This is a genomic window from Paraburkholderia sp. J41, from assembly GCF_905220235.1.
Classification (GTDB): Bacteria; Pseudomonadota; Gammaproteobacteria; order Burkholderiales; family Burkholderiaceae; genus Paraburkholderia.
In genome coordinates, this window is sequence record NZ_CAJMZE010000002.1 from 121,341 (window position 1) to 137,263 (window position 15,923).

Consider the following 15,923-nt stretch of genomic DNA (forward strand, 5'->3'; position numbering starts at 1 on the left):
CGCCCTTCTTTTCTTTCTCAACCCGCGCGGGAAGACACCGTCCCCCGCGGGGCGCTGTTTCCCCGCGCCTCTCCCTGTGATGAGGTCTTTCATGGAAACCCTTCAGGCAACACTCGAACCGACCGGCATCCCCGATGATACGGGCGATACGGTATCAGACTGTGAAGCATCAACCGGCGAAGCTTCCATCATTGCATTGCCGGACTTTATCTCCAATTTCGGCGCAGGCCTGCTCGACGCCGTACGTCGGCAGAATCCCTCCATCTACGATGGTCAACGCCCGGCTCACTGGGATGTCCTGCTCGACGGCCTCTCACGCCAGCCATTCCCGGCACAGCGCGAGGTCATACATGCGATCACGACGCTGCTCACACAGCACGCCCCGGGCGGTGTCATCAACGCGGAGATGGGAACCGGCAAGACGCTGATGGGCATCGGGGTCGCCGTCCTGCTTCATCACTGCGGCTTCCCGCGCACACTCGTCATTGCGCCTCCCCACCTCGTCTACAAGTGGCGACGTGAAATCAAAGCCACGGTGCCCGGCGCGCGCGTCTGGATCCTCAACGGTCCGGACACGCTACGCAAGCTCCTGCAACTGCGTGTGATGCGCTCGAAGCCCGCAGTCCCGGAGTTCTTCATCCTCGGTCGCGTACGGATGCGCATGGGATTCGACTGGAAGCCGGCGTTCGCGCGGCGCGTCGCGACGCTCGACATGGAAACCGACGCGATCACGCGTGTCTTTGCCTGCTGCCCGTCGTGCGGCGAGTTCGTGTGCGACGAAGACGGCAATCCGCTGACGCCGACCCTGGCCCGTGCCGCGCTCAACGAAAAGCGCCGCGCATGCAGTTGCGGCGAGCGGCTGTGGACCCTGGCGCCCAAAGGCCAGGGGACACGATCGATGCGCGAACTCGTCAAGGGCGCATTGCTGCAGATGCCCACCGTCGGTGAGAAAACTGCCGAACGTCTGCTCTCCCGTTTCGGCGAATCGATGCTTGCTGACATGCTTCAGGACAATGTGTTCGAGTTCATCAACCTGATGGACGACAGCGGTGAGCTCGTCTTCTCCGACCGGCAGGCCAGACGCATGGAACGCGCGCTGGCCCACACGGAAATCTCGTTCGGCCAGGGTGGCTATCAGGCGTCGGAGTTCGTGAAACGCTATCTGCCCCAAGGCTACTTTGGTTTGCTGATCGCTGATGAAGGACACGAGTACAAGAATGAAAACTCCGCCCAGGGCCAGGCAATGGGCGTACTCGCCCGCAAGGCATCGCGGACCCTGCTGCTCACCGGTACGCTGATGGGCGGCTATGCTGACGATCTCTATCACCTGCTCTATCGTCTGAATCCGTCGATGCTGATCGAAGACGGATTCAACTACAACGTGAACGGCTCGATGTCCGCCGCAACGATGGCATTCATGCGTGAGCATGGCGTCCTCATCGATATCCACAAGCAGGTGGATGAAGGTTCGCACCGTACGGCGAAGGGCGATCGCAAGAGCGTCTCGACGGTCAAGGGTCCGGGCTTCGGCCCGAAGGGCATCATGCGGTACGTCGTACCCTACACGGCCTTCCTGAAGCTCTCGCAGATCGGCCAGAACGTCCTGCCGCCCTACGACGAATCGCTGCTGCCCGTCGCGCTGTCCGACGACATGGCAGCCGCCTATCGAACGCTCGAATCGACACTCACATCGGAACTGCGTGCTGCACTGCGTTGCGGAGACAAAAGCCTGCTCGGCGTGGTGCTCAACGCACTGCTCGCCTGGCCGGAATGCTGTTTCCGTCCGGAGCTGGTGCGACATCCGCGCACGAAGCGGATTCTCGCCAGCGTGCCTGCCCTGCTGCGTGACGATCAACCCGGTCCGAAGGAAGCCGAGCTGCTTCGGCTGGTTCGCGGCGAACTGCTGAACCGCCGGCGCACGCTGGTGTACACGACCTATACCGGCACACGTGACACGTCGGTACGGCTGAAGAATCTGCTCGATGCGGTCGGCGTCAGGGCATCGGTGCTTCGCGCGAGCGTTCCCGCAGAAAAACGCGAGGACTGGGTCGCCGACCAGCTGGAGCGCGGTGCCGAAGTCATCATCACAAACCCCGAGCTCGTCAAGACGGGGCTCGACCTGCTCGAATTTCCGACCATCGCGTTTCTCCAGTCGGGCTACAACGTCTATACGTTGCAGCAGGCTGCGCGACGAAGCTGGCGCATTGGCCAGACCCTCGACGTGACGGTGCGCTTCCTCGGATACGAAGGCACAGCACAGATGCGTTGCCTGAAGTTGATGGCACAGAAAATCGCCGTCTCGCAGTCGACCTCCGGCGACATGCCGGAATCCGGTCTCGACATCCTCAACCAGGGCGGTGAAAGCATCGAGGTCGCCCTTGCCCGCCAGCTCGTGAATCAGGAGTAGCTGGCGGCACAGGCTCCTCCGTCGCCCTTGGCATACCCGTATACACCACTGCATGCGAGTACGCCTTCTCCTAGAAGCGGGCCGCACAGCCCGCTTCGTTTCTCCCCAAACTGCAGGAGATCATCATGATTCTTTTCAACGCTTCCGAGCTGCGTCCGGTACTCATCGAGGCGCGCTCTCACGCCTGCCCCGTTGTCCTCGTCAAGGACCAGGGCGTCTACATGCTGCCCGAAAAAAATGACGCGCCGGCCAATGCCCAGCCACGGCCGATCGCTTATGCCGTCGGATGCAATCCCGACACGGTGCCGTTTGACGAATGGTGGGATCGTGCCCGTGCGGAGTTTGGCGGTGACGACTTCGTCGAACATCTCGATCCGGATGACGCTGTCTTTGACCGCATCGTCAACGATGGATGGAATCTGGAAATCCGGGCTGACGCCAGCCATCTCTTTCTGAATGCCGTCCGGCCGGTAGCATAGCGAGCTTCTCCGCTGCTATCCGTGATAGCCCCCCACGCTGCCCCTGTTCTCGCAAGAGACAGGGGCATTCTTTTTCTGCGTGCCGCGTGCGCCCCGCATGGCGTCGAATATCCTAAGATAGATCGCATACCATAACAATTCCGGATGCCGGTGATCATGCAATGTGAACCGGCCAGCCAAAAGCGCGCTTCGAAACCGCGACACCATCCCGTCGCCTCATTTTCACGCCGCGTGCTGACCGTCATGCAGAACATCCCGTCATCGTTGGGAGCCGCAGATGTACGGCAGGCCGGAACATCGATTCGGCACGGCCTCCTCGGGGCCTCCGCTGGAACCATGGTCGCGTTACTGGCCTGGTATCCGGGGCATTACATCGTCGCGCTGCTCGCATTACCCGCGATATGGTCGAGAGTACGTGGTCGCCCGGCCGGGTTCATGATCTGGGCGAGCTACTATCTCACCGGCGCCCGCGACATTCCGGTCGTCTGCGAACGGTTCTTCGCGGGCTATCACGAACTCACACCATCCGCCGGGCTCACACTCGGTCTTGGCTTCTGGCTGCTGCAGGCCATCGTCCTGGCGCTCCCCTGGACGATACTGAAACCCGGCACGGCAACACCGGCAACGAGCCGTGCGTGGCGTACGGCGCTGGCAGCACTGGGCGTCACCATTCCGCCGGTCGGCATTATCGGATGGCTGTCGCCCCTGCATGTGGCGAGCACACTGTACCCGGGATGGCGGCTCGCGGGCATCGCCCTTGGCATGGCGGCGCTATGTACCGTAGCCATGCTTCAGTCCACCTCTGCAGTGCGGCTCGCCTGCGCGGTGCTCGCTGCGCTGTCCCTGTACGCCCACTGGCAGTCAGCGCCACCAGCCGCGCCCGCCCGATGGATGGCCGTGAACACCGCATTGGGTCGCTTTGACCAGTCCAGCTATCCGTCGCTCTATACACGGACCCTGCAACTGCAAACAATCGTTCTGGGTGCGTTCGCAGACGGCGCCCGCGTGGTAATCCTGCCTGAAGAAATAGCCGGCCTGTGGCGCCCCGCGATGGCGTTATGGTGGCGTACCGATATCGAACGCATGCGTGCGGCGGGACAGACGCTCGTGATTGGCATGGATATCGGCGCGAGCACGACACCGTTGCGGTACACCGACAGCGCCGTCGTCGCGGGCGCGGGCCACGGCCGGGCCGACAGCCGGCAACCCGTGCCGGTCGCGTTATGGCGACCGGGCGGCCAGACCAGCGCGATCAGGGGCGATATCTCAGAGCCGTACCTGACGATCGCCGGGCGGCATGCCGCGATGTCGCTCTGCTACGAGGACCTGCTGTGGTGGCCGCACTGGCGCACGCTGCTGGACAGACCCGATGTCGTGATCAGCCAGTCGAACGGCTGGTTTGACGCAGACCTGGCACTCGCGGGGATCCAGCAGCAGGGTATCGCATCGGTGGCGCGTCTGGCAGGCGCGCCGCTGCTGCGCGCCACCAACCGGTGAACAACCCGCCAAACGGAACGCTTATTTGCGGGCGCCGTTGACGGCATCCTTGAACGCCTTGCCCGCGGTGAACTTCACGGTCTTTGCGGCAGCGATGCTGATCTCTTCGCCGGTCGCGGGATTGCGACCCGTACGGGCAGCGCGACTGCCCTGGCTGAACGAACCGAAGCCAACCAGTTGCACGGCGTCACCCTTGGCGACCGCCTTCGTGATCGCCCCGATAACCGCATCGATTGCCTCACCCGTGATGGCCTTGCTCGCGCCCGTCGACGACGCGACGGCATCAATGAGTTCCTGCTTGTTCATGTCCTGTTTTCCTCTGTCGATGAATAAATGGCCGCCTGGTTTCCCACAAACGGTTACCTGCACGGCGACGGCCGTCAGCAAACGCGTACCGTACCGCGAAGCACACGGGCTGCGCAAGCCCTGCCCACGAACGGCTGGTGGAAGTGGCCAGCACGCTTTCAGAAGCACGCGTGTTCTGGCCGCCGCTGGTACCGATACCGGACTGGCGTAAAATTGCGCGCGCCACGCAACGCAATACGCCCGCAATACGCCCGACGAGCTTCTTCGCATGCCCCGCACGTCCCGATCCATTTCCCATCGCAACGGTACCCGACGTCACCATTCGCGCACCATGCTGCTCCCGCTGCCGCTGGAAGCGGCTCGTGCCCGCTCGCTGAAGTTTCACGCTTCCCTGGTAACGGTCCGCCTGGGTTTCGGATGCAGGGCGCACCTCGTCGATCTGGCGCGCGCGATGTACGTGATGTGGTTTCTTCAGCGTGCCGGATATGGTGAGCTGCCGCTCGCGCAGTTTCATGCTGCCGAGCGTTACATGGAGGCCGCCAACCGGCGCGGCGTCGAAACCGACGCCTGGTATCTCGATGAGGACGGGTATCCCTTCTTCGAGCGCATTCTGGTTCTGCACGACCGGCAACTCGCTACCGCTCCCGCCCATGCGATCGTCGAGGCCGACGACGAACTGATGCGTTTCATCCAGGGCACGAAGCCTTCCCCGCTTCCGCCAGACGAGCGCGATCATGCCAATGGCTCGTAGATAGCGACCGCTGCAGCTCAAGTGTTATTGCCTTTTTTATCGCCATGCCCACTTGTTGCGGCGCGTGTGACCGGCGCGCCATCGGCATCGGGCAAGGTGCTCCGGCAACCCGAGCGAAACGCCGTACAGCCCCAGAAATAGCCGCGCGCGCCCTTGATCCGCCGCATGGGCGCACCACAGGCCGGACACGCCACGTCAATCTCCGACGTCCCGACCGGCAAGCCATCAACGACCTTGCCGCGCTGCGCGCGAATGCGCTCGACGAGCTTCCGCACCCACGCTCCGAGCTCCGCCTCGAACTGCGCGAGATCGAGTTGCCCCGCCTCGATCTGCATCAGCCGGTCCTCCCATTCCGCGGTCAGGACCGGATCCGCCAGTTCGGGCGCCACACGCTCGAGCAGCACGATCAACGCATCTCCGCGCTCAAGCGGCACGATCTGCTTCTTCTGCTTCGCATGGTTGCCAATGTACTTCCGGTGAAACAGGTTTTCGATGATGCCGGCGCGCGTCGCATCGGTGCCAATACCCGCTTTTTCCTTCGTGCGCATGATCTTCTTCAGCCGTTCATCGCTGATTTCGCGATCGACTGACTCCATCGCGGCCAGGAGCGTGCCCTCCGTATAGCGCTTCGGCGGCTTCGTCTGCCGCCGCTCGACGTCGCAGGCGACATTCGGTGCAGGCTGGCCCTCCCGGACGACAGGCACTGCGGGCGCGTCGTTTCCCGTCGCTTCATCATCGGCATCGGCGGCTGTGTTTCCCTTTTTTTCCTCCAATACTCTCCGCCATCCTGACGTCGTGGGTGTCGTGCCCGTCACCCGGAAAAGCTCACCTTCGCAGCTCACCTCAATCACCGTTCGCAGATATTCGTAATCGCCGAGAAACTGCGCGAGATACCGGCGGCAGATCAGGTCGTAGACGATGCGCGCGGTCCTGCCAAGCCCCGGCAGCCTGACTGCACTGTTCGCCGTCGGAATGATCGCGTGGTGCGCGGTGATCTTCGCGTCATTGAACGCGCGTCCGGGCCTGTCGAGCGTAGCCCCGTCCGCGAGAGGACGCAGTGTTGTATCGACCGACGCGATCGCAGAGAGAATCGCGGGCGCACCCGCGAACATCGACGCGGGAAGATACTCGCAGTCCGTGCGCGGATAGGTCGCCGCCTTGTGGACTTCATAAAGCGCCTGGCACGCATCGAGCACCGCGGCCGCCTTCATGCCGTACCGGGCCGACGCCTCGCGCTGCAGACTGCCTAGACTGAAAGGCAGGGGTGCTAGCTCGTGTTCAGGTGTTGTCTCCACGCGCCCGATCCGTCCCGCACGCCCCCGCACACGTGCGGCGACCATTTTCACCTTCGCTTCATCTGTCGCGTGCCCCGCGTCATCTGCCAGCATCGGCGGCACGACCCATTGCATCAGCACTCCCGTACCGGCAAGGCTGAAGACCGCGCGAAGCTCGTAGAACGTCTTCGGGATAAATGCGCGGATCGCGCGCTCGCGACGCACCACCAGCGCCAGCACCGGCGTCTGGACACGACCCACATGCCAGGTGCCCTCCCGACCGCCGGTACCGAAGGCTGACGTCAGCGCCATCGTCAGGTTCATGCCGGCGAGCCAGTCAGCGTGCGCGCGACCCTGACCGGAGTAATACAAGGGCAGCGTCTTCGCTCCGGGCAGCAACATCTCCGCCGCCTTGCGTACAGATGTCGCATCCATTGCGGAGAGCCATAGCCGCGAAACCGGTCCGCTGTAGCCGGCGATCTGCATCACCTCACGCGCGATCACCTCTCCCTCGCGATCTGCGTCTGTGGCAATGACGATGTCCTGGGCCTCACGGATCAACCGCACGACAATGTCGAACTGGGTTTTCACGGATGACCTGACCTGCACCGCCCATTGCCGGGGAAGGACTGGCAGAAGATCGAGATTCCATCTCGCCAGTGCGGGCACATACTGCTCCGGCTTCGCCTGCTCGACGAGGTGGCCGACGCACCGGGTTACCGTCACATCGTTCCCGGTGAACGCCCCGATGATGCGTCCACGCGCGCCGATATGTGGCGCCAGGTCCTTTGCCTGGGACGGCTTTTCGCAAATGAACAGCTTCATGTAGACCTCCGGATGGATTCGGTCTACTCCCCTGGTCACGCGCGCCACCCAAATCAGGCGTTGCTATCTCCCCGTTTGCCGAATCCAGCTTCTCCGCGTCTTCAGCATCACCCTGTTTTTAATATGGAATCCAGATGATTTTTTCTTTGCGTGCCTCCCCACGTCTATCATCGCGTCTTCAGCGGCTTCGATGAAGACCGCCGCTGCCGTGGCGACGCACGCCCACGCCGCGCCACCACGTGAACTGATTTTGACGTAGACGGAATGACCCAGCGGGCTGGCACGCCGGAAAATCCGTATGAGCCAGCCATGAAACCGCGCAGCATACGGCCCTTTCCGGGACGCCTCGATCCCCTCCTGCACCAGCGCCCGCAACATCCTGAGTTCCTGCGCGTCCGGCCACGCCGGACACATCACGTTCGTCGGCTTCACGTCATCCTCCTGCAGGGTCGCCACACACGGAGCGTGTTGAATCACCCGTGCGGGCAAAAGGCAACATGAACTACCGGGTTGCGGAACCCGATGCACGACGCGGCCGCCGGCCAGCTGGCTGCTCCGGTGCACCGGAGCTGTCCCCTGTCGCGTCGTCCTGCGGTCGCTCGGGGTGGGGACCGGCACCGTTCGCGGGATCGTCGTCCGGGCTGCCCGAGTCCGGGGCGCCGTCCTGGGCCTGATCACCCCCATCCCGCGGCTGGCGCGGCCGGTACACGACCTGGTCAATGCGCACGAGATTCAGGGAGATGGATTCCGCGTCGATGTGCGCGCCGGCATCGGCCTCGTTCTCGCGGGTGATCCAGGGACTGACGTAGAGATCGCCCCGTACGACGACGCTGGCGCCGGTGCGGATGTGCTGGAGGACGCGTTCGGTCAGACGCTCGTTCCAGACCGTTACGTCGACGGGAAAGGTGCGCCCGTCGCGCTGCTCCAGCGTGCCGTCATCGAGGCGCCGATAGCTGGCCGACATGACACGTAGCTCGACAATGCGACGCGTGCCGCCGGCCGTGTTGACCTGTTTCATCGTCGGCGACGCCAGCACGTTGCCGACCAGTTCTGCATAGATGCCCATAGCGGACTCCGTTCATCAGGATTGCCCCGGTGAATCGAACGCGCTGTCCACTGCCTGCTGTTGTGAAGGGCCGCTCTGCGTCAGCCTGAGGATCCCGCGGGTGTTGCACCGGCGAATGTCAGCACGCAGGTCACGTGTCGTCGCGTCGACGAACCTTGACCGTGCCGTGCTCCAGATACATCGCGAGCTGGCTCGCCGCATAACGGAACACGGATTCGAGCGCGTTGAGCTCCTTCGCGCGCGAATGGCACTGCTGCAGGTAAGCGCGCAGCGGTGCCGGTATCCGGCTGAAACAGGACTGCACCCGCGAGTACGGCACCGCATGCGGCTCGCCGTGCAGGAACCAGTCGAGACGGTGGCGCGTCGCGCCGCTTGCCAGTGCAATGCGCGCGCAACGCAGCGAAGCATCGAGCCCCGCTTCGCTGCTCTCGCGTGCCAGCGCCTGCATCTCGGCCACGGTCTCCTCAAGCCAGTATTCGTAGGTGCGAAGCAGCACGCGAAAGGCGCTGCGCCCGGCCACCTGGGCGACAGGCAGCAAAAGGGCCGCCTCCCCCTTACCCTTAAAGGCCTTTGAACGTCGATCCAGAGGCGGAAACCGGTTCGTCATTGCCGCAGCCCTCGCATTACTGGACCAGCGTGTCTGCGGCAGCTTTCGCGTCGGCGACATCCGCGGCATCCCCGGACAACGGCACACTGTCGAGCAGGCGCAGTTCCGCTTCCGAGAGCCGGTTCACGCGCCGCCGGCTGTGCCGCGGCTGCCGCTCGCCCGTGAAGACGTCGCGCGGGATCGCTCCGAGTAACGCTCTCGCCGCTTCGACCCGACGCGTTGCGGCGGTCTCCGCGCCCGGCAGGAAGTCGTGGCGCGCAAGCGGCAGCATCTCGGGACGGGTCAGCGCGCGCTGGCAGTGCACCGCGAAATGGAACACCGACAGGCACCGGTGTTTCGCCGAGCCAATCCGTCGCTGCCCGTCTCCGGAAGCCAGCAGGTCGCGCAGCACGGCCGAGCGGATCACGCGCACCAGGTAATCGAGTTCCACGAGCAGCATGACGACCATGTAGCCGTAGGGTGACGTGAAACCCAGCGACACGTTCGCCGGTTCACGCGACTGCAGGATGGTGTAGTCCAGTCCCTTCTGCCGTGCCGCATCGAGCAGCCCGATGGCATGTTGCAGTTCGAGTTCGCCCGCGCGTCGGATACCGGCGATGCGCTCCGCGATCTCGACGAGCTTCCAGTCCGCGTACGGATTGTCGTTACCTGACAAGGACCAGAGCGCACGCAATGCGGCGGCGACGCGCCGGCCGCCCGCCATCGGGTGCCCCGCTTCGCCCGGCGCGACGGTGCGCCCGAGAAAAAGGCGCATGGCATCGCGCGTATGCAGATGCATGCGATCGCCGCCCTCGCTCGTGAGCTGCCCGATGCGCGTGATCTCCAGCGCCTGTGTGGTCGGCACAAGCGGGTCGGCCGACTGTCGCAACGCGTCTTGCGCCTGCGCGTCACGCAGTGCCTCCTCACGCTCAAGGAAGAGCTGGTAGCGGCCGAACAGCGGATCGGCCGGGTCCGGGTCGTCGGACGCCAGGAGCTGCGTCAGGGTGCGGCGTTCGGCATCCATGTCGTAGCCATCGGGAAACGGCGACGTCGCCGAGCGCGCAAAGGCGTCAAGGGACACGTCGGCCGGGATTGTTTCGCTGCTCATGAGCGGGTCCTCCTCACGGAATCGGGTGGTCGGGCGCGGCGTCCCAGCCATCGGCCGGTCGTGTTACCCGGGGTAACAGGCGTTCCTGATCGATGCGCGACACGCGTGTTACCTGCCGCGCCGTGTTACTCGGGGTAACAGGTCGGGTTGACGTGGCTTCGCCGGATCGCTGAATCCGCGGTGTTACCCCGGGTAACACCGCCGTGCTCCGGCACACGCAAGGCAGATCCGGTCCGCCCGCGATGCTGTTACCCCGGGTAACACGCGCAGCAGGCGACACGGAAACGCTCCGGTCACACATGACGGGCTCCGGCACCACAGCGGCCGAGCTGTGTACGCAGGCTCGCCAGATGGGCGCGGGCGATGTCCGGAGGCGTGACCCGCGAGTCGTCAGAGTCCGGATTGCGACGAGCGCGTCCCGACCGCTCACGAGCCTCGGCTTCACGGTACGCGCGGGTGGCCACGAACTCACCGGCCAGATACCGGCGCACGAGTTCGCCAATGTAGGCGACGGGGAACCGCACTGTCTGATGCCGATGACCTGCCGCCATCTCATCGAGCAGCAGTTGCCGGTCGCGCACGGGAACCCTTGCAAGACACTGGCGGACGGGGCTACGCTCCGCTGCACTGACGACCGCAGGCCAGTTCAATGCCCCCGCGCCTGGATCGGCCGCGTCTTCATCGTCGCTGCTTCGAAAACCCATCCCCACATCAAGCCGTGCGCTCCCCAGCAGGCGCACCCATCCCGAGGCGATCGCGCCGGTGGTGGTTGTAGTCGAATATGTAATCCTCGTATACGCGCGCGCGTTGGGACCGTACGTTTGCCGCCAACGGTAACGGACCAAACCCGCCGACGGTAACAGCGCGTCCCGCGCGACCGCAGGTCGGCGAATTCTGGTCGGCGAAATTCCGATGGTGGCAGCAACGCGCAGGGTGCATTCAGGCGATGGCGAAGTTGCGCTATCGGCCGTGTTACCCGGGGTAACAGCTGGCACGACGTCCGTGAGCACTGGCGGACGAATGCGGGTTGCGTCCGCGGCGCCGGCCATCGTCGTCGACATTGGGTGCGGTGAGCGCGCGGCGAATTCGTCCAGCAACGCTTGCAACCGGACGGGGTCGATTTGGCTCCACAGGCGTGTACCCCGTCCCGCGTATCGGACCTCGCGCAATATGCCCATCTGCCGGAGCCGCCGCTTTGCGTTGTCGAGCTGTCGCCGGTTAATGCCGGTGGTGCGGTTCCACTCCCACGCCGTCAACGCAAACCAGATGCCCTGCCGGTCCGCTGTCTGCCGCTGGACCTGGATCATGCGCGAGAGTACCAGGCCCGCATTGAAGCTGCCGGTGAGGTCAACGAGTGCACGCCTGAACGGCACCACAGGCCCGAGCAGCTCTCTCGCCGCGGACTCGTCCTCACGCATCGCTTCGATACTCATTGGCAGACGGCGCACAAATGTGCAGCACCCTTCGATCAGTTCGGACATCAGCGGGACGTTGATCCGGTAATGCAGGCAGGCGGCGCGACCGCCCCGCCACTCCGACACCAGGTTCAGATTCCGCAGGCGCGCGCGGGCGCCCTCCTGTTCGTCGCGCGAGAGGCCGGTCTCGATGCGCCAGTGTTCACGCGTCTTGTGAATCCAGCCGCCGTTATCGCCGACGTCCCGTCCGCGCCGTGTCCAGTAGACCATCTGCGAGAGCAGCATCGCATCCTTCGGATGCCCGGTGATACGCGCGAGACGTGTACCAAAGGCGATCGGACGAAAGGGTTTCAGGCGCAGCCACAGGTCCTCGAAGTGATTCAGGTAGTCGGCTGCGCTCATGACCGGACTCCCGATGCCACAGCGGCGTCCGTTGCTGACGGATCATCAGGCCGCCTGGGCGGCCACGGAATGCCGGCCGTTCGCTCCTGTGCGCGGCGCCTGATCAGCGCGAGCAGTTCCGGCCAGCGGATGCGCAGCCCGTCCGCCTGCGTCGCGCATGGGCAATGCTCAACGAGTCCCTGATCGAGAAGTACACGAAGCGCTGCAGTCTGCTGGCAGGCTGGAAGTGCGATACGTCGCTCGATATCTTCCGGCGTGACGGTGATCCAGGCGCCGGGGATGGTCGTCTCGCTCTCGATCGCCGAGAGTTCGGTCAGCAATGCACCAGCCACGAAATCTTCGCAGGCCTCAACGAAACACCGGTCGATCGCGATCGGCGCGTCGAGCATCGAGAGCAGCATGTGGGTCTGCGCGGGCGGCAGGCCCGGTGAATCGTCCCACGTCTTGCCGGGTAGCAGATTTCCTTCGGGGTCAACACGCATATCAAACATCGCACGGCTCCTTGCTGATCGATGAAGACAGACAGTCAGAAGCGCGCTGTTCCGGCCCGGTATCGAGCGCGGAGAAAATCGTGGCCAGTGTGTACCGGCCATCGTAGTAGTCGTAAATCGCGAGATACCGCTCGCGGGCGTCCGGTATGCTGGAGCAGTCCCGCCATGTGTCCAGTACGGCGTCGAGCTCGGTGCCAATTAAGCCGCGTGGTTTGACCGGCGCCGACACGCCGAGTTGCCGCCGCAACTGCGTCACCCTCGAACGTGTGGCGGTCCGGAAAAACCGGCGGATCATCGGCAGGCTCGCCTGCCCCCTGACAAATCCGGCGAGCAGCGACTCATCCCGCCACTGCCGCTCGATCAGTTCGCACCGCCGTACGAGATGATCCAGCTCGAGAAAGAGCCGTATCGTGCCCGAGGCAATCAGGTCATCCACGTGTTGCGTGACGCGAGGATCACCAAGCACGCGGGCGACGACACGGGGAACAGCGACAGCAAAGTCACGGCCCGCACCGTTGAGTGTTTCACATGAAACTTCGCTTTCCTTATTGTTCAGGCTGGTCCATTGCGTTCCATCGCGGGCGACGCTTGCCACAAGCAGCAGCAACGTCATGTGCTGTAGCGGAGAATACGTCAGCGGCAGGAGATGGTCACTCATCGACGCTCTCCCCTGCGCAGCAGCGCATCGGCGTCCAGTTCGGTCCATCGTGGCGGCAGGAACCGGGCTGGATGGCGTGCCCGGAATCCGCGTGCGATCCCGACCAGCTCCAGATACCGGCCGCCAATCTCACTGTCAGGATTCAGTGCCGTGTCGAAGAAGAGATCGAACCGGTCCGCGAGCAACGGCTCGCCAATGTGGGTGTCGCACGCGTCCGACCAGCATTCCTCGCCTCCGGTGATCTCACCGAAACGCGTCCCGGGTGGCAGATGTGTCAGCCCACAGGGCGTGTTCTGCCGTGACAGGTTCACCAGCCACCACCAGCCGACGTACCGCCGGTAACCTGTCTCGTGCTGCCTCGCCTGCGTATCGAGTGGTGGATCGGTCTGCTCCGGGTCCGGCAGATCGGCCATAAAACCATAAGGCAACTCCGGGGCATCGCGCAATGTGTTCTCGAGGCCGCACAGGGTCGCGAACGCGCGGATATCACGGTGCAGATCGGCAAGATCATCCCGCGCCTGGATCTCCCCCGGCCCCTCGACCGGCGATGCATCTGCGTCGGGCGCCAGAACTGCTTCATCCGCAACATTCCCGTCGCCTTCGTTTGCAGCGCCGTTTGCGAGCGACGAAGAAAGTCGACTCGCCTCGTCCTGCGCAAACGTTGAAGATGATCTCGCATCATCCTCGCTGCTGAGCGTCGCATCGCCGACCTCCTGCGCTGTCTCCACTGCCCGAGCCGGCGGTTCCAACGGAGGTCGTTGCGCAGGCATAGTGATCGGACCCACACCACTGGCCACCTGGGCAGCTGCTTCGCGTAACTGCTGCGGCGAGATGTCAGGCTCACGTGTGAGCAGCGCAAGCAAAGGTTTCACGGCGTTGGCCGGTATGCTCAGCGCCTCGGCACAGTGTCGCTGCAGGCTGTCCACCAGGGCGTCCGTATCGAGCGGCCGTTCGTGGGTCGAAACGGATGAAGCTCCGGGAATCAATTCAGGATCGAACCGCTCCAGCGCCACGTTGACAACCTCACGCTGCAACCAGTCATCATCACGTTCAAACCGGCGCGCGAGCCGCGCCAGGGCACCGATCGCTGGCTGAATGACGTCGACCACGTTGCGGCGGCTAAGCAGCAGGGTTGCGGGACCGAGTGCGGCCAGCCGCTGCGTCGCGAACTGGAACAGCGAGAGCAGCACATGACTGACCGGTGCGCCATCTTCAGCCAGCAGACGGGCAAATTCGCGCAGTGACAGGGTGACGCCCCTTTCCTGCTCCAGATCGGCCTTCAGCGCCAGGTAGCCGGCCGCCTTGTCCCAGAAACACAGGTCCGCACGCTGTTCGTTTTCCCGGAGGTGGGCGGCGAGAAGCTTCGCTTCGCCTGGATACGGGATATACAGGAAGTCCCGGTACAGGAACTGGGGATCCCGCGCCTCCGAATACAGCGACTGGGCTGCCGTCAGCCGCGAGTTGCCACCTTTGGCGACGACGTATCGGGTCTCCGATGGTCGGCGCGTGATGGTCACGATCTGTTCGATGCCGTTGATGCGGATCGATTCCTTCAGTTCGGCGATGCGGTCCGGCGAAGCCCGCCGCGGGTTGCGTTCGAACGTCGAGACTTCCGTCACCTTCAGCCGGATGGTCGATACCAGCGCGACCTCGCTGGTTCGCGGCCACGGCGTACCGACGCCCAGCCTGAGCGCAGCCTGCTCCACCGGATCGCCTTCCTGATCGCCACGCGGCCAGTCGTGCGGGAGCACCGTGTGTGTCGATCTGTTCACGCAACTTGCTCCAGCGGTGCACGACCCGGCATTGCATTGGATGCGCCGGCAGGACCGCCGTCGGCATAGCGCCCGGCCAGCGCGGGGAACAGCTCCCATGCCAGCGAGTGCATGACATTCCACGCCGAACGCGGGAAGGACCTCCTGCGATCGAAGTCATGCACAGGAATGCGTGACATTGCGGCACCCGCATAGGCCGCAGCCGAAGGGATGACCGTATCGAGCACGCGCACCCTCGCCCCCGTGCTGAACTGCGCGCGCAGGGTCTGCGTGAGTACGCGGGCATTGACGGTTCTCTCGTGCGCGTTGATCAGCACGTGAAGGTCGCCAGAACGGGACGATGCGCCAAAATCCGACAGCCGGTTCAGTTCGTCGAGCATCGCCACGGTACCCGACGCAAACTCGCCTGCACTCAGCGCGTCAGGCTTGACCGGGGACACCATGTAGTCCGCCGCCATCGCAGCGGACTTCTGCAACTCTCCCACCGCGCCCTGTGTATCGATCAGCACCACATCGTAGGACTCAAGCACCGGACTGCGCATCGCGCGGCGCATGATCATTAACCGGTCTTCGCGCCGGTTAAGCCAGGTCTGAAGGCCGGCATCGGCGGTGTCCGAGTAGATCAGGTCCAGATTCGAGAAGATCGTGCGACTGATACAGTCCGCAGACGGATTGCCCCCGGAGGTCACCACGGCGGTCAACCCTCGCGGTGAACGGTAATGGACAGGAAAGAACCTGCTTAAACTTGGCTGGACGTCTGCGTCGATCTCGAGGACCTTCATGCCGAAGGCTGCGAGCAGGCCGCCCAGATTGGCGGCGACGGTCGTCTTACCGACGCCGCCCTTGGTGGAAACGAAGGAGATAACGACCGGCACGGTGGAGGTTC

The 15,923-nt window shown here is 64.1% G+C and carries 15 protein-coding genes; 4 read left to right on the top strand and 11 right to left on the bottom strand.

What is annotated here, in order from left to right:
* Nucleotides 1-91 precede the first annotated feature (91 nt).
* The 3 genes from U5805_RS02460 (at nucleotide 92) to U5805_RS02470 (ending at nucleotide 4,383) form a co-directional block, all read left to right on the top strand.
* Nucleotides 92-2,407, top strand: coding sequence for a DEAD/DEAH box helicase (locus tag U5805_RS02460; protein WP_322101849.1), 2,316 nt, complete (start codon nucleotides 92-94; stop codon nucleotides 2,405-2,407).
* A gap of 125 nt (nucleotides 2,408-2,532) precedes the next feature.
* Complete coding sequence (locus U5805_RS02465; RefSeq protein ID WP_322101850.1) at nucleotides 2,533-2,886, top strand: DUF3085 domain-containing protein; 354 nt, start codon at nucleotides 2,533-2,535, stop codon at nucleotides 2,884-2,886.
* Between the two features lie 144 nt (nucleotides 2,887-3,030).
* A complete protein-coding gene (locus U5805_RS02470) occupies nucleotides 3,031-4,383 on the top strand; it encodes a conjugal transfer protein TraB (protein WP_322101851.1) in 1,353 nt (450 codons plus the stop codon).
* 21 nt (nucleotides 4,384-4,404) lie between these two features.
* Here the strand turns inward: U5805_RS02470 and U5805_RS02475 are convergent, their stop codons facing one another.
* Complete coding sequence (locus U5805_RS02475; RefSeq protein ID WP_322101852.1) at nucleotides 4,405-4,689, bottom strand: HU family DNA-binding protein; 285 nt, start codon at nucleotides 4,687-4,689, stop codon at nucleotides 4,405-4,407.
* A 331-nt stretch (nucleotides 4,690-5,020) separates the two neighbouring features.
* Here U5805_RS02475 and U5805_RS02480 point away from each other — a divergent pair, with 331 nt between their 5' ends.
* Nucleotides 5,021-5,440 (top strand): hypothetical protein, encoded by a 420-nt coding sequence (locus tag U5805_RS02480; RefSeq protein ID WP_322101853.1) that lies wholly within the window; start codon nucleotides 5,021-5,023, stop codon nucleotides 5,438-5,440.
* A gap of 17 nt (nucleotides 5,441-5,457) precedes the next feature.
* On the opposite strand, the gene U5805_RS02485 is transcribed toward U5805_RS02480, so the two are convergent.
* The 10 genes from U5805_RS02485 to U5805_RS02530 all read right to left on the bottom strand — a co-directional run bounded on the left by U5805_RS02485 (nucleotide 5,458) and on the right by U5805_RS02530 (nucleotide 15,912).
* Nucleotides 5,458-7,539, bottom strand: a complete 2,082-nt coding sequence (locus U5805_RS02485) for a DNA topoisomerase 3 (RefSeq protein ID WP_322101854.1) — start codon at nucleotides 7,537-7,539, stop codon at nucleotides 5,458-5,460.
* A 63-nt stretch (nucleotides 7,540-7,602) separates the two neighbouring features.
* Nucleotides 7,603-7,971 carry a hypothetical protein gene (locus U5805_RS02490; RefSeq protein WP_322101855.1) on the bottom strand — a complete coding sequence of 123 codons (369 nt, stop codon included), beginning with the start codon at nucleotides 7,969-7,971 and terminating at the stop codon, nucleotides 7,603-7,605.
* Nucleotides 7,972-8,041: 70 nt separating this feature from the next.
* Entirely contained in the window at nucleotides 8,042-8,605 is a 564-nt protein-coding gene (locus tag U5805_RS02495) for a single-stranded DNA-binding protein (protein ID WP_322101856.1), read from the bottom strand.
* A 130-nt stretch (nucleotides 8,606-8,735) separates the two neighbouring features.
* The gene (locus U5805_RS02500; RefSeq protein ID WP_322101857.1) at nucleotides 8,736-9,212 is read right to left on the bottom strand and encodes a hypothetical protein; all 477 of its coding nucleotides are present in this window, start codon (nucleotides 9,210-9,212) and stop codon (nucleotides 8,736-8,738) included.
* Nucleotides 9,213-9,228: 16 nt separating this feature from the next.
* Entirely contained in the window at nucleotides 9,229-10,299 is a 1,071-nt protein-coding gene (locus U5805_RS02505) for a PFL_4669 family integrating conjugative element protein (RefSeq protein ID WP_322101858.1), read from the bottom strand.
* A gap of 293 nt (nucleotides 10,300-10,592) precedes the next feature.
* Nucleotides 10,593-12,116 (bottom strand): hypothetical protein, encoded by a 1,524-nt coding sequence (locus U5805_RS02510; RefSeq protein ID WP_322101859.1) that lies wholly within the window; start codon nucleotides 12,114-12,116, stop codon nucleotides 10,593-10,595.
* Entirely contained in the window at nucleotides 12,113-12,607 is a 495-nt protein-coding gene (locus tag U5805_RS02515; protein WP_322101860.1) for a hypothetical protein, read from the bottom strand. The genes U5805_RS02510 and U5805_RS02515 overlap by 4 nt, the downstream gene beginning before the upstream one ends.
* Nucleotides 12,600-13,265 (bottom strand): hypothetical protein, encoded by a 666-nt coding sequence (locus U5805_RS02520; RefSeq protein WP_322101861.1) that lies wholly within the window; start codon nucleotides 13,263-13,265, stop codon nucleotides 12,600-12,602. Before U5805_RS02520 ends, U5805_RS02515 begins: the two co-directional genes overlap by 8 nt.
* Nucleotides 13,262-15,037 (bottom strand): ParB N-terminal domain-containing protein, encoded by a 1,776-nt coding sequence (locus U5805_RS02525; protein WP_322101862.1) that lies wholly within the window; start codon nucleotides 15,035-15,037, stop codon nucleotides 13,262-13,264. Before U5805_RS02525 ends, U5805_RS02520 begins: the two co-directional genes overlap by 4 nt.
* Complete coding sequence (locus U5805_RS02530) at nucleotides 15,034-15,912, bottom strand: ParA family protein (RefSeq protein WP_322101863.1); 879 nt, start codon at nucleotides 15,910-15,912, stop codon at nucleotides 15,034-15,036. The genes U5805_RS02525 and U5805_RS02530 overlap by 4 nt, the downstream gene beginning before the upstream one ends.
* Nucleotides 15,913-15,923: the final 11 nt, after the last annotated feature.

Excerpts from the sequence above, each read along its gene's own strand:
- U5805_RS02505 (WP_322101858.1), bottom strand. The coding sequence starts at position 10,299 with ATGAGCAGCGAAACAATCCCGGCCGACGTGTCCCTTGACGCCTTTGCG.
- U5805_RS02470 (WP_322101851.1), top strand. The coding sequence starts at position 3,031 with ATGCCGGTGATCATGCAATGTGAACCGGCCAGCCAAAAGCGCGCTTCG.
- U5805_RS02465 (WP_322101850.1), top strand. The coding sequence starts at position 2,533 with ATGATTCTTTTCAACGCTTCCGAGCTGCGTCCGGTACTCATCGAGGCG.
- U5805_RS02460 (WP_322101849.1), top strand. The coding sequence starts at position 92 with ATGGAAACCCTTCAGGCAACACTCGAACCGACCGGCATCCCCGATGAT.
- U5805_RS02485 (WP_322101854.1), bottom strand. The coding sequence starts at position 7,539 with ATGAAGCTGTTCATTTGCGAAAAGCCGTCCCAGGCAAAGGACCTGGCG.
- U5805_RS02495 (WP_322101856.1), bottom strand. The coding sequence starts at position 8,605 with ATGGGCATCTATGCAGAACTGGTCGGCAACGTGCTGGCGTCGCCGACG.
- U5805_RS02520 (WP_322101861.1), bottom strand. The coding sequence starts at position 13,265 with ATGAGTGACCATCTCCTGCCGCTGACGTATTCTCCGCTACAGCACATG.
- U5805_RS02480 (WP_322101853.1), top strand. The coding sequence starts at position 5,021 with ATGCTGCTCCCGCTGCCGCTGGAAGCGGCTCGTGCCCGCTCGCTGAAG.
- U5805_RS02515 (WP_322101860.1), bottom strand. The coding sequence starts at position 12,607 with ATGTTTGATATGCGTGTTGACCCCGAAGGAAATCTGCTACCCGGCAAG.
- U5805_RS02510 (WP_322101859.1), bottom strand. The coding sequence starts at position 12,116 with ATGAGCGCAGCCGACTACCTGAATCACTTCGAGGACCTGTGGCTGCGC.
- U5805_RS02475 (WP_322101852.1), bottom strand. The coding sequence starts at position 4,689 with ATGAACAAGCAGGAACTCATTGATGCCGTCGCGTCGTCGACGGGCGCG.
- U5805_RS02500 (WP_322101857.1), bottom strand. The coding sequence starts at position 9,212 with ATGACGAACCGGTTTCCGCCTCTGGATCGACGTTCAAAGGCCTTTAAG.